We start from the raw sequence: 12,282 nt of genomic DNA on the forward strand, positions 1-12,282 counted from the left end.
GGCGTCGCTCCGTTCCGTCAAGGGGGCGTTTCCCCTTCCGTGGTCCGTCGGAAGCCGGGGCCTTTCGACCCAGCGCCGCGGCAGGAACCCGAACGGCGGCGTTTATAACGTTTATTAAACGTGCGTTCGGCAGCTGTTAACACCAAAGCCGACCGCACCAGCGATAAGGGATGATCACCTTACCATGCCAAGGGGTTCCGGCCCGGTTAATAAGGCCTGATAAGATTAAGTTATCATTCAGGAAAACAGTCCGAATAGCAACCTGGGCTTATCGGATGACAGGCATCACAAGGCACCGGCGCCTGTTATCCAACCCAAGGGTTTTATATGCAGGAAAGACCGCAGAGCTTGCCCAGTTAGAGGACCTTCCATAACCAAATGCTTCCGCTGTTCTGCATATCAAGGTGTAGGCCCGTCCGAGCGACTGTTTAATTATTAACCAGAGCCTCCCGGATTCCACTTAAACCACCGGAAATATGTTCTAGCTGCGTAAGTACGCTTTGCAGCTGCCCGCCGCTGCTGGCGCGCAAGTTCCGGGTGAAAGTAGCTTTGATGTCGTTCCAGCGGGTGGTTTCGGACTCCTGTAGCCAACCCAGCAGCTCGCGGAGCTTGAGCAGGTTGGCTTCGGTGCCGCTGGTCAGGGTTTGGGCTTCGTTGTCGTAGTGGGTGGCCAGCAGGGCGCGCACTTCCTCGTCGTTCATGATGGGGCGCACCTTTTCGGCCAGCTTGCTCATGTTGCGGTAGGAGCCCTGCAGCTTGAAGGGCGGCTCGGTGCGGTACTCGTTGGCCTGGGCGGCCGAGCGGATGTATTCCTCGTTCACGCGGGCCACCACGTCGCGGATGCGCAGCAGCTTTTGCAGCACGGCCACGTACTCGCTGATTTCCTCGGGCGAGTGGTTGGCTTCGAAGGTGAGGCCGGCGCTGTCGCCCGTTTCGGCTAGGCGGATGAGGGGGTAGACGTCGGCTTGGCTTTTGGCGGCGAGGCGGTTCAGGACGGGGTTGGCTACTAAGGAGTTTTCGAGGTAGCTGAGCAGGAAGGTCGCCGCCGTGTCGCCGATGATGTCGCCGAGGTTGTAGATGTCGGCGCGGTTGGCCAACATGTCGGGGATGCGGAACTGCTCACCCGATTCGGTGTAGGGGTTGCCGGCCATCACCACGGCCACCTTGCGCCCGCGGAAGTCGTAGGTGCGGGCGCGGCCCTGGTAGACGCCCTCAATCTTGCGCTGGGCGTCGCAGAGCGAAATGAATTTCTGCAAAAACTCGGGGTTGCAGTGCTGGATGTCGTCGAGGTAAATCATGACGTTGTCGCCCATCTCGAAGGCTAGGTTCAGCTTCAGCAGCTCTTCGCGGGCCCCGGAGTTGGGCGCCTGCGCGGGGTCCACACTCGTCACGGTGTGGCCGATGGCCGGGCCGTTGATTTTCATGAAAATCAGCCCCAGGCGGTTGGCTACGTACTCCATGAGCGTGGTTTTGCCGTAGCCGGGCGGCGAGACCAGCAGCAGTAGGCCCATGAGGTCGGTGCGCTTGTCGGCGCCCGCCGTGCCGATTTGCTTGGCCAGGTTGGCGCCGATGAGCGGCAGGTACACCTCATCGATCAGCTTGTTGCGCACAAAAGAGGAGAGCACCCGCGGCCGGAACTCCTGCAGCCGCAGCTCCTCGCTGAAGCGGGTTAGCAGCTCCTTTTTCAGCGTACCGAAGGCCTCGAACAGCGGCACCACCGTGCGGGTGTAATGGTGCAGCCGGCGCCGGAACTCGGGAAAGTTCAGCTGGTAGTTCCGCTCGTGAACGCGGGCGTGCGAGCCTTGCAGGCCGGTCAGCGTTTCGCGCAACGGCGTGCGCACCACGCGGGCGGGGTCGAAGGAGTTGGTAAGTAGCAGCACGGCGCACTCGTCCCGAAACTCGGCGAGGTGCGCGGTGGGCGTCTGTTGCAAAAACGACTGCAGCCACTGGCGCACCAGCTGGAACTGGGCCCCCGGCTGCTCGGCCAATAGCGCCACCGACGTTTCGTATTGCGCCGTGGCATTCCGTTCCTTCAGCGACTGCTGAAACAACTGCACTAACTCTGCGGCCTCCGCCGCAATCACGAAGGTTTCGCCGCGGGTCAATTCGAAGAACAAGTAGGTGCCGGCTTCCGCCAGATGCGTCGGCGCAAACAAGCCGGTGCCCGCCGCAAATTCCTCGATGGCCAGCTGCAATTCGGCCTTTAACCCATCGAACTCCCGCGAGTCGGGAAAGACCTGCAGCAGCACGCCGATGCCCTGCAGCTGGTGCTGCCAGGCCGCTTTTTTCTTGCGGCCCGTGAAGCCGTGCCAGTAGAGGGCGGACGCCGCTCGCACGTCGGTGGGGTAGCGCAATAAGTCGGCGGTGCGGGTCAGCCGCACCAGGGCTTCGAGCAGCAGGGCCGCGTCGTGGTCGTGCACGCCCTTGAGGTAGCCTTCGGCGTAGCGCGGGGCCATGAACTGCTGCACGTGCGCCGTCAGTTCGGCCACGGTGAGGTGGGAGAGCTCGGCCACAGACAGCCGGGCGGGCGCCCCGCCGTGGGCGGGGTGCTGGGCGGCTTGCAACAGCAGCCAGGCCAGGTACTCGGCGCGGTACACGTCGGCGTTTTCCGACCCCACGGTTTGGTCCCACACGGCGCGAGCATCCAGCACGGCGGGCTCCGCGATTTTCTGGAAGAAGTTGGTGCCGGTGAGGTGGTAGTGCAGGTCGTCGTCGCGCAGCACCACGGTCAGCTCCAGGGGCTGGGTGTTCACGGTAAAGGCGTAGGGGCCGAATTTGAGGGCTTGGCCGCCGTCGGTAAAGAGCTCGGCGCGGTCCTTGAGCTGGCGCACGGCGTCTTCCTTCACCGTTTTCAGGCGGCTCTGGATGTCGTCGGCCTTCACCGGGTCGCCGAGCTGGAGTAGGTCCTGCACCGTCTGGCGCACCTTCTCCACCATCAGGTCGGAGGCGAAGTAGCCGTTGATGTCGGCCACCGTCTCGAAGCGTCCCAGCCGATTTTGCACCGCCTTGAGGATGCGCTCCGCCGACTGCAGCAGGGCCGAGGCGCGCTGGTTGCGGGCTTCCACGAGGCTGACCTTGCGCGACTCGAACGCTTCGGAGACCTCCTCGCGCTTGCCGGCCAGCAGGCCCAGGAACTCGTCAAATTCAGGAAACTTGCCTTCCAATTCTTCCAGCTGCACCAGGAGCTTGGTGCTGTACTCGTCGCACTTGGCCGGCGCGTCGCACAGGTCGAGGTAGTTGACCAGGGCCTGGTCGAGCAGCTTGATCTGGGCCGTGAATTCGGCCTGCGCCTCGGTGCCGGCCAGGGCCTGCCGCCGCCGCTTCAGGGCCGCCCGGATCTGGTTGAAACTGGCGTAAATCGCGGAGATGTTGTCGATGATGCGCGTGGTCTGCGTGGGGTCCTCCATCGGCAGGTTGCCCACCACTTCAATCAGCAGCTCCAGCTCGCTCGATACCGCGTTGGCCTGCTTTTCCAGCTCGTTGGCCTCGGCCACTTTCTGCACCTGCTCGATGGCGTCGGCAATGGCCTGCACGCGCCCGGCGTAGGGCTTGAGCGCGTCGTCTTTCAGCAGGAAGTCCACCGTCTGGCCGGCCACGTCCTTGCTGGTTTGCTCCAGCTCGGCGGCGGCCTTTTCCACGGCGGGCAGCTCCACGTAGCGCAGCTCCTTGAGGGAAATGACCTCGCCGCGCACGCCGCGCAGTTCCGCCAGCAGCTGCACGTATTCGTTGACGTCGGTGGCCGCGGTGCGCTTGCTGCGGCCGGTCAGCTCGTCGGCTTTGGCCAGCACGCGCTGGGTTTCGGCGCCCGTGCTTTTGCGGATGGTCAGCACCTTGTCGAACTCCTCCACCGCCGCGTTGGCCGCCTGCTGAATGTCGCGCAGCGGCTCTGAAAGGGCCTGGGCCGCGGGCTCGCGCAGCCAGTGGTAGGTGTCGGCGAGGGTCGTCGTCAGGCGAATCAGGTCGAGGTAGAGGCCGGCGTAGCTGTCGTCTTTGCCCAGCAGCGTCAGCACCTCCTGGGCCTCGGCCATGGCCCGCACGATTTCCTTGTTGCCCAGCTTGTAGAGGTAGGAATCGGAGGTGACCGGCAGCTCGAAATCCGGCGCTACGTAGGGCGTCTGCCAGATTTGCACCGCGTGGTGCTTCTTGGCCTCGTCGTCCTTGCGGAAGTAGCACAGCTCGCCGTTCTCGAACAGCGCGTAGCCGTGGCAGCTGATGGGGTTGTCCACCCGCTGCGCGATGAGGTTGTACGAGAGCAGCAAATAAGCCCCCTGTTCCTTGTTGAAGAAAACGTACAGGAAGTCTTCCCCATTGGGCGAGACAATCCGCTTCTCAAACAGCATGTCGCGCAACCCTTTGTCAAACAGCTTGCCCTCGCCGGTTTGCAGGTAAAAGCCGTGCGGAAAGATCAGCCCCTGGTTGTCGGGCAGCAGCACGCAAGCCTCGGCCAGCGCGTCCAAACGCTGCGCTGTCTGCAGCTTGGCGTTGTAAATAAAGTACCGGTAGTCCAGCTCCTGGTAGGGCCGGATTTTCAGCAGGATGATGTTGCCGACGATGGCGTAGTAAATCTCCGAGTCGTCGAGCGTCTGGTCTTTGTCCGACACCGGCTCGGAGTAAATGCCGCGCCCGGTCGCCGTGTTGTTTTCAATCTTAATGGTGAGGTCGCCGTGGATGGTTTCCACGAAAACCCGGTCCTCGACGCTGATGTGCGGGTGCTTGCCGCTGCGCTGCATGTCGCGCGTGGTGCGCTTCCAAGTAAACTCGTGCTGGGGCGGAAACCCGTACTCGTGGTCGCTGCGGTTGTCGATGTAGGTGAGCGCGTCGCCCTGCAGCAGCCACTTAAACGTTTTGATGTCGTTGGCGCTCTTGCCCACCCGGAACACCATGAATAAATGGCTGCCGAGCACCGCGAACTTGACGAATTGCGTGTTCTTGTAATACTTGTACAGGTTGCGGAATTCCTCGGCGAATTGCGCGTTGGCAATCAGTTCCAGCGGCCGCGCGTGGAACTCGTGATTGTCGTAAGCATACGCCCCGAACACATCCGACAACTCCACCTCGGTTTTCAGGCCGATAACGACGTTGTAGCCGAATAGGAAATGGCGGCCCACGGGCACCATGTCCCACGGCACGCAATTGTGCTCGGTGCTGATGCGGCCGGTGCCGATCAACTGGGTGTCGATGGCGCCGAAGACCGTTTTGCGGTCCGTGTTCAGCTTTTCGAGGCGCGTGCGCAGGTCCACGCCGCTTTTTTGCAAGCGGTTGCGCAGGATTTCGTAGGTGCCGCCTTCTAGTTTGACGTCCGGGGCGGGCGCGGTAGTGGGTTCCATAGCAGGGGTGCCAGGGTGAGGCAAGGAGTAATAAGGAGCTGGACAGCGATAACGCGGCCCGAAAACGGGTCTCGCCGAGCTGGTCGACGCCTCGCGACCGCCGGCGCAAATCGTTTACTCTGCGCAGCAATGAGGCACCAACCAGCTCGGCGGGACGTTTTCCTTTCGGGGTGAAAAGGCTTAAGCCAGGTTGAGCGTTTTCACCGGCTTGTCGGCAATCCCCAGCGCCGCGGCCGTGCTCGTGAGCTGGGCAATGGTGCTGCGCGTGGCCTCATCGCCTGCCTTGTTCATCATTTGCAGCAGCAGGGCCGAGATGCTCAGGTTTTTCATGTCGTCGGAGCTTAGCCCGAACTGGTTGACGAAGCGGCGCAGGTTGGTTTTGAAGTCACCCCCGCCGTTGCCGTCCAGGGAGAAGAAAGCGTCCTTCACCGTGCCGAGCACTTCGGAGTTGTGCACGGCGCGGTCGATCATCTTGCCCTTGGTGATGGAGCCGATAATCTGGTCGAAGAACATGGTCTCGCCGCCCACGATGTCGATTTTGGCCGACTTGAGGGCTTCCGAGATGACCCCGGCCTGGGCGCTGGCGATGTCCTTCTGGATGTTGATTTGGGCCAGTTCCACGGCCTTGTCCTTGTCGAGGCGCAGCTTGAACTCCTCGTGGTCTTTGCCCACGCCGTCGAGCTTCTTCATGGCGTCGGCCTTGGCTTCGATGCCCTTGGCTTCGACGGCGAAGCGCTGCTCGTTCACGGTCACTTCGGCCAGGCCGCGCTTCTGGTCAGCGTCGGCTTTGGCTTCGATGACGCTGGCTTCGGCCAGGCCTTTTTCGAGGTTGACCTTGGCGGCCACCACGCCGAGCTTCTCGTCGGCTTCGGCCTGGGCCGTGGCGCGTACTTGAATGGACTGCGCTTCGGCCGTGGCGGTGAGCTGCATCACGTTGGCGGCCGACTCGCCTTCTTTCTGGCGGGCGGCGGCTTTGGCCTGCATCACCTGGGCTTCGGCCAGGCCCACGGCGCTGGCTTTGCTGGCGTCGGCTTCGGCCAGGATGCGGATGGCCTGCGAGCGGTGCTCGGCCGACGCTTTTTCGGCCTCGGCGTCAATCAGCGACTGCTTGGCGCGGAACTCGGCGCCTTGTTTTTCCATGTCGGCGTGGCCCACGAAGGTGATGGTCGCCTGCTGTGTTTCCTGCTGGGCCTTGGTGATGGCCACGAGCTTTTCGCGGTCGGCCAGGGCCTGCGCGCGGGTGTCCTTGATGCGCTCCTCCTCGATGACCGTGGCTTTCTCCACCGTAATCCGCTCGCGGATGATGCTTTGGATGTTCTTGCGCTCTTCTTCCAGCGCCTTTTCCTTCTCAATCTGCGCCAGGGCCACGACGCGCTCCCGCTCGTTCACTTCCAGGGCGCGGGCTTGCTCCACGCGCTCGGTTTCGATGGCGTCGGTGCGCTGCTTGTTGCGCTCGGCCACCAGAATCTGGCGGTCGCGGTTCTGCTCCGACACCTTGATTTCCTCATCGGCCGAGATGCGGGCTTTCTCGCCCTTCTGGCGCTCTTCTTGGCGCACTTTTTCGGTTTCGGCGGCTTCGCGGGCCTTGATGTTGGCGATTTCGCGGTACTGCTTTTCCTGGGTTTCAGCCAGCTGCTTTTCGAGCTGCAGGATGGTTTCCTGCGCCTCCACGTCCTGCTTTTTGATCGTTTTCTGCTGGTCGCGCTGCAGCTGGTTGGCCTGGATTTTCTGCTCCGACGTCAGGGCGATGATTTTCTTGATGCCTTCCGCATCCAGGATGTTGTCCTGGTTGAGGGCTTGCAGCGGGGTTTGCTCCAGGTAGTCGATGGCGCAGTCGTCGAGCACGTAGCCGTTGAGGTCGGTGCCGATGATGCGCAGGATTTCCTGCTTGAACTGCTCGCGGGAGTTGTAGAGCTCGATGAAGTCGAAGTGCTTGCCCACGGTTTTCAGGGCTTCCGAAAACTTGGCGTCGAACAAGCCTTCCAGCGCGACGGGGTCGGAGGCGCGGTGAGCGCCGATGCTCTGGGCCACGTTCACCACGTCCTCGTGGGTCTTGTTCACCCGGATGAAGAAGTTGACTTTCACGTCGGCGCGCATGTTGTCCTTGCACACCAGGCCTTCGGCGCCGGCCCGGGAAATGACGATGGTTTTCAGCTTGATGTCCATCACTTCCAGTATGTGGAGGATGGGCACCACGATGATGCCGGAAAACGACACTTTGGCGTCGCCCATGCCCGTGCGCAGGAGGGCTTCCCCTTGCACGGCTTTTTTATACATCTTGGCGACGACCGCCAGGAAGCCAAGGAGAAACAGGCCGATGATAATCAAAACGGCCCAGGAAAGGGAAGCTAGCATGCGAGTAGGGGTGTAGAAATATGAGGAGTGATTGTCGTGGTAGTAGAGTGGTTAATCGAAAAGGCGCGCCAGCGAACCAAACAAGCCGTCGGCGAGGGCTTCGAAGGCCACTTCGACCGCGGTGTCCGCGAAAGAGCGGCGGCATTTTTTCAGCAGGGGCAGCATCTTAGGCCGGGGGGCTAATGCGTGGCGAACGGCTCGATCAGGTAGCATTTGCGCGCCGGGTCGAAGTCAATGACCAGCGCCGTTTCGCCCTTGCCCAGCGGCGCGTTGAGGCTCCGCACGTTGAGCATCAAGGGCGCGCCGTCGATGTGGACCGCGGCCTGGCCCAGGCGCTCGGCCGTGGCGGGCAGCAGCACGGTGCACACCTTGCCGAGGACCACCGCGCCGCCGTCGTGGTCTTTTTCCAGGGCCGAAAACAGCTGCACGAACGGCAGGGTCAGGAATTTGGCCACGAAGAGGCTGCCGATGAACAAGGGCAGCAGAAAGGCCAGCCCCAGCAGCAGCGAGGTGTTACCGGTGTAGTAGTTGGCCAGAATGCTGCCGGCCCAGAGCGGCAAAAACACGAAGCTGAGGAAGATCATCAGCGGGATGCGGCCCAGGTTGAAGAAGGCCAGCGCGCCGTTGAGCCAGCCGGTGCCGAGGCCGTCGTGGCCGGGGGAGCTGTCGAAATGGGCGTGGCCGTGGTCGTGGACGCTCAGGTCCACGGTCTTCAGATCGAGCAAGCCCAGCAGCACCGTGAGCCAGTACAGGAGCACGAAAACCAGCAGGCTCGTGGGCAGCAGATTAGGCGGGGAGATGGCGGCTTGTAAAAGTTCGGTCATAGGCATATCTAGGGCAGCTTAAAGGTAGCAGTATTAGAATAAATCCCAAGCCAGCCCGGCCCTTTTTAAGCTATTCGCGGTAGCCCAGCTTGGCTTTCAGGGCTTGCAGGTCCCGGCTGGCTTTGCCAGCACCACTAGCGCCCAGGGCTTGGTCGATTTCCGCGTCGAGGCTCTTGCCGGCCTGGGCGATTTCACCGTAGGATTCCGCCAGCGCTTCCTGCACGGCGATCTTTTCCTTCATGCGCTCGAGCAATGCCACCGTGCCCGAGGAGTCGAGTTGCGCCAGCTGCTTGTTGATGGCCAGGGTGGACGTGCTCACCGTCACGCGAGCCTTGAGGGTTTTGAGCTCGTTTTCCCACTGGCTGATGGTCGACTTGAGCGAGCTCACGTTCTGGTCCATCTGGGCGGCCGAGTGCTCAAATTTTTCCTGGTCGGTGGCCGCGCGGGCGGCCTGGGCCTCGTTCTCGGCCTTTTTTAGCAGGGCTTCGCCGGCGAGGCGGTCGGCTTCGGCCGAGTCGAGTTCGCCCTTGTGGGCGCGCTGGAGCAGGAGTACGGCCTTGCTTTCGTAGTCCGAGGCCCTGGTGCGGAAGCTTTCGCCTTCGTTGCGGGCCCGGATGGCCAGGGCCTTGACTTCGGCCAGGCCGTGCAGGCTTTTGTCGAGGTCCCGGCGCAGGTCGCGCAGGCCCTGTTCGGTCATGTTAATGGGGTCTTCGAGGTGGTTGACGGCGGCGTGGGCTTCCGACTGGCCGATTTTGAAGAGGCGGTTGAGGAGGTTCATGGCGGGGAAGGTTAAGCGGGGAGGGGCTTGGAAAACTGAATCAGCTCATCGGCGAACTCGCTGAGCAGCAAACCCAGGGAGTTGACGCAGGCGTCCAGCTCGGCCAGGTCCAGGGAATCGATTTGCAGCGTGTCCCGGAAGATGAGCTTGCGGCCGGAGTCATCCAGGGCAAAAGCGCCGTGGATGATGTCGCGGTTCTTCTGCAGCAGGCGCTGGTACACTGCCAGCGAGGGGGCGGGCAGGTCGAGCAGGTACTGCTCCAGGATCAGCAGCGGGTCGCCGCAGCCGATGACGAGGTTGCGGATGGCCAGCTCCGGCTTGTCGACGACCAACACGCCTTCCTGCGCGTCGGCGTGGCAGATGTCGAAGCCCAATTCCAGCAGGTAGCCGTGAACGGTGGCGAAGTAGGGGTGGGTCATGCAATAAGAGTGAAAAGCGAGCCTGCTCAAAAAAGTAGCGGCTTTGGCTGAGCTTCGCCGGACTTGTGGTAGATTTACGCCACAATGATAAGCAAAGTTTTGAATATGCTCATGTTTTGAGCGAAATAATCTTACCGTACTATGTCCTTCGTTGGCAAGAACATCCGCAAGATCCGAACCGTTAAAAAGCTAAGCCAGGCCGCTTTTGCCGAATTATTCGGCTTGGCCAGGCCCAGCGTCGGCGCGTACGAGGAGGGCCGCTCGGAGCCCAAAATGGAGACGTTGATCCAGATTGCTCAGCATTTTGGCTTATCAGTAGACTTGCTACTTACGAAAGAGCTCACCGTAAACGAGCTGTATCATTTCGATATTTTCCAGGAGCAGCTGCAGCAGCCGGCCCCCGCGCCTTCCCCGGTCGCCCCGGCTGAGCACCCGCAAAACGTGACGCCCTTGGTGTACCGCAACCGGGCGTTGGAGTACATCGTGCATCACCACGACCCCGCCTTTGTGGACGCGCTCCCGTGGCTGCAACTGCCGCACCAACTCACGGGCCCAACGCGGGCCTTCGAGGTATCGGGGGCCGACATGCTGCTGCACCGGCAGGGCCTGCGCCACCAGGACATTGTGCTGTGCAGCCGCGTCGACAAGGCCCAGCCCCGCCTGAAAACGGGCAACGTTTACGTGTTTGTCACCCCGGGCAAGCTCCTCATCCGGCGCCTGATCGAGCGGCTTGAAAACGACCAGCTTCTCAAGCTGCGCGCCGACAACCCCGACTATGGCAGCCAGGAGCTCGCGCTGAGCCAAGCCCTGGAAATATGGGAAGTACGGGGGGTATTCACCACGCACCTGCGGGCCCCGGCCTTGCTGGACGAACGGGTAGCGGAGCTCGAGCGGAAAGTGGAAGAACTATTCGAGCGCGGCCTAAGCTGAGCTAAGCCGTGGCTTGTCCAGGTCAGCCCGCGTTCTGTTGCGCTAATAAGCCTGTAGCTCGGTAAAAGGTCTTTTCCAGGTGAAAGCGCCGACGGGGAAAGGCCCAGCCCCACTACAGGCCGACGCAAGCCCCAGTCGATTCCCTGGGGCCGGAGGGTGCGCCCCACGATGACTGTTTACCGTGAGCGAGGGCCTACAGCAGGGCTCTTTGCCGGCAGGCGGAAAGGAGGAAAGAGCACAGAACCCGCCAATAGCGGCAGGGGGAGGGAGGCTTTAGTGGCTGTAAGTTATTGTAAATGAATTGCTTGGAACTGAGAAAATTTATTGTCGTGTTTATTTTTGTGTCTGATTTCCAATTATTTACACAGAATAGCACGCATGGCCAGCCTGACGTTTTTCCTTAAAAACCCCAACGGATCCACCTCTACGCCTATCATCGCCCGGCTCGCCTTCCACGGCACCAAAGTGAAGATCTACACTGGCCTGAGTGTGGTGGAACCCAAACGCTGGAACCAAGCCGCACAGTTGGTGAATACCCGCGGCTACGCTCAAGCAGACCGCATCAACGACGCGCTAGCGGCCCTGCGTACCCGCCTAGAGAACTGCTTCCTGGAGTACGTGGCAGCCGGTACCGTGCCCACCCCCGAACAGCTCCGCCAAGCCATCGAGCCGGTCCCCCAAGCGCCCGAGCCGGTCGTGGCTGTGGTACCGATGGTGGAAGCGCCGGCCGAGCCCGCCCAACGCTGCTGGCTGCGTTCGAGCAGTGGAACGAGTATCAGCGCGGGCGCTTCAGCCGGGCCACCCTCCAGACCAACCTCACTCTGATGGGCCATGTAAAGGCGTACCAGACCAGTACCCGCGAGGCGCTCGATATCGACGCGCTGATGACGCCCGCCTTCGGGGCGCGGTTCTGCCCCTTCCTCTCGGCCCAGCAGCGGCTCACGGACAACACCATCGCCAAAAACCTGACCCGCCTGAAAGCCTTTCTCAAGTTTGCGCATACATTCGGCCTCACCGAGAAGGCCAACTACGCGGGGTTGTCCTGGCGGAAACAAGACCCGGACATCCTGACCTTGACCATCGAGGAGGTGCGGGCCGTGGAGCAGGTCAACCTCGCAGACGTCCCGGCGCTGGCCAACGCCCGGGACCTTTTTCTGCTCTCTTGCTATACCGGCTTGCGGTTTTCCGACTTGGTCAACCTGCGGCCCGAGCACCTGCAGGGCGAGCGGCTGCGCCTACGCACGAACAAAACCAAGGAATTGCTCATGATTCCGTTGCGACCCGGCGCCAGGGAGCTGCTGACTGGCCTATTCGGCGGCCAAATTCACAGCATCAGTAACCAAAAGCTCAACGCCTATCTGAAGGAAGTAGGGCAGCGTGCCGGCTTGGACGCGCTCGTTGAGCGCACCCGCTACCGGGCCGGTCGGCGCGAGAGTGAATCGTACCGTAAGTGGGAACTGCTGACCTGCCACTGCGGTCGCCGCACCTTCGTGACGCTGGCGTTAGAACAGGGGTTGCGTCCGGAATTAGTGATGCGTATTACTGGGCACCTTAGTAATCAAGCATTTAGGCTGAGGTGGTCTAGCTAAGCCGGACACAATTGGGACGTTGTTTGAAGATGGGTTTCGAAGTGGTTGGGTGAGCAGTAG

The 12,282-nt window shown here is 61.7% G+C and carries 8 protein-coding genes; 3 read left to right on the plus strand and 5 right to left on the minus strand.

Annotated elements, in window-relative coordinates; translation table 11 throughout:
• Window positions 1-428: 428 nt before the first annotated feature.
• The 5 genes from LJ738_RS20715 to LJ738_RS20735 all read right to left on the minus strand — a co-directional run bounded on the left by LJ738_RS20715 (window position 429) and on the right by LJ738_RS20735 (window position 9,703).
• Window positions 429-5,327: a DNA repair ATPase gene (locus tag LJ738_RS20715; RefSeq protein WP_227788264.1), complete on the minus strand. Its 4,899-nt coding sequence runs from the start codon at window positions 5,325-5,327 to the stop codon at window positions 429-431.
• Window positions 5,328-5,507: 180 nt separating this feature from the next.
• Window positions 5,508-7,682 (minus strand): flotillin family protein, encoded by a 2,175-nt coding sequence (locus LJ738_RS20720; protein ID WP_227788265.1) that lies wholly within the window; start codon window positions 7,680-7,682, stop codon window positions 5,508-5,510.
• A 179-nt stretch (window positions 7,683-7,861) separates the two neighbouring features.
• Window positions 7,862-8,506 (minus strand): hypothetical protein, encoded by a 645-nt coding sequence (locus LJ738_RS20725; protein WP_227788266.1) that lies wholly within the window; start codon window positions 8,504-8,506, stop codon window positions 7,862-7,864.
• A 70-nt stretch (window positions 8,507-8,576) separates the two neighbouring features.
• Window positions 8,577-9,284: a PspA/IM30 family protein gene (locus LJ738_RS20730; protein ID WP_227788267.1), complete on the minus strand. Its 708-nt coding sequence runs from the start codon at window positions 9,282-9,284 to the stop codon at window positions 8,577-8,579.
• An 11-nt stretch (window positions 9,285-9,295) separates the two neighbouring features.
• Window positions 9,296-9,703 (minus strand): YbjN domain-containing protein, encoded by a 408-nt coding sequence (locus LJ738_RS20735; protein ID WP_227788268.1) that lies wholly within the window; start codon window positions 9,701-9,703, stop codon window positions 9,296-9,298.
• 141 nt (window positions 9,704-9,844) lie between these two features.
• On the opposite strand from LJ738_RS20735, the gene LJ738_RS20740 reads away from it, so the two are divergent.
• The 3 genes from LJ738_RS20740 to LJ738_RS20750 all read left to right on the plus strand — a co-directional run bounded on the left by LJ738_RS20740 (window position 9,845) and on the right by LJ738_RS20750 (window position 12,222).
• A complete protein-coding gene (locus LJ738_RS20740; RefSeq protein ID WP_227788269.1) occupies window positions 9,845-10,633 on the plus strand; it encodes an XRE family transcriptional regulator in 789 nt (262 codons plus the stop codon).
• A 378-nt stretch (window positions 10,634-11,011) separates the two neighbouring features.
• The gene (locus LJ738_RS20745) at window positions 11,012-11,458 is read left to right on the plus strand and encodes a hypothetical protein (protein WP_227788270.1); all 447 of its coding nucleotides are present in this window, start codon (window positions 11,012-11,014) and stop codon (window positions 11,456-11,458) included.
• Entirely contained in the window at window positions 11,380-12,222 is an 843-nt protein-coding gene (locus LJ738_RS20750; RefSeq protein ID WP_227788271.1) for a site-specific integrase, read from the plus strand. The genes LJ738_RS20745 and LJ738_RS20750 overlap by 79 nt, the downstream gene beginning before the upstream one ends.
• The last annotated feature ends 60 nt before the right edge of the window (window positions 12,223-12,282 follow it).

The organism is Hymenobacter plasmatis, assembly GCF_020711255.1.
Taxonomy (GTDB): Bacteria; Bacteroidota; Bacteroidia; order Cytophagales; family Hymenobacteraceae; genus Hymenobacter.

What these genes read in the sequence shown, in the direction of transcription:
- LJ738_RS20715 (WP_227788264.1), bottom strand. Translation starts at nt 5,327, where the DNA reads ATGGAACCCACTACCGCGCCCGCCCCGGACGTCAAACTAGAAGGCGGC.
- LJ738_RS20720 (WP_227788265.1), bottom strand. Translation starts at nt 7,682, where the DNA reads ATGCTAGCTTCCCTTTCCTGGGCCGTTTTGATTATCATCGGCCTGTTT.
- LJ738_RS20725 (WP_227788266.1), bottom strand. Translation starts at nt 8,506, where the DNA reads ATGACCGAACTTTTACAAGCCGCCATCTCCCCGCCTAATCTGCTGCCC.
- LJ738_RS20730 (WP_227788267.1), bottom strand. Translation starts at nt 9,284, where the DNA reads ATGAACCTCCTCAACCGCCTCTTCAAAATCGGCCAGTCGGAAGCCCAC.
- LJ738_RS20735 (WP_227788268.1), bottom strand. Translation starts at nt 9,703, where the DNA reads ATGACCCACCCCTACTTCGCCACCGTTCACGGCTACCTGCTGGAATTG.
- LJ738_RS20740 (WP_227788269.1), top strand. Translation starts at nt 9,845, where the DNA reads ATGTCCTTCGTTGGCAAGAACATCCGCAAGATCCGAACCGTTAAAAAG.
- LJ738_RS20745 (WP_227788270.1), top strand. Translation starts at nt 11,012, where the DNA reads ATGGCCAGCCTGACGTTTTTCCTTAAAAACCCCAACGGATCCACCTCT.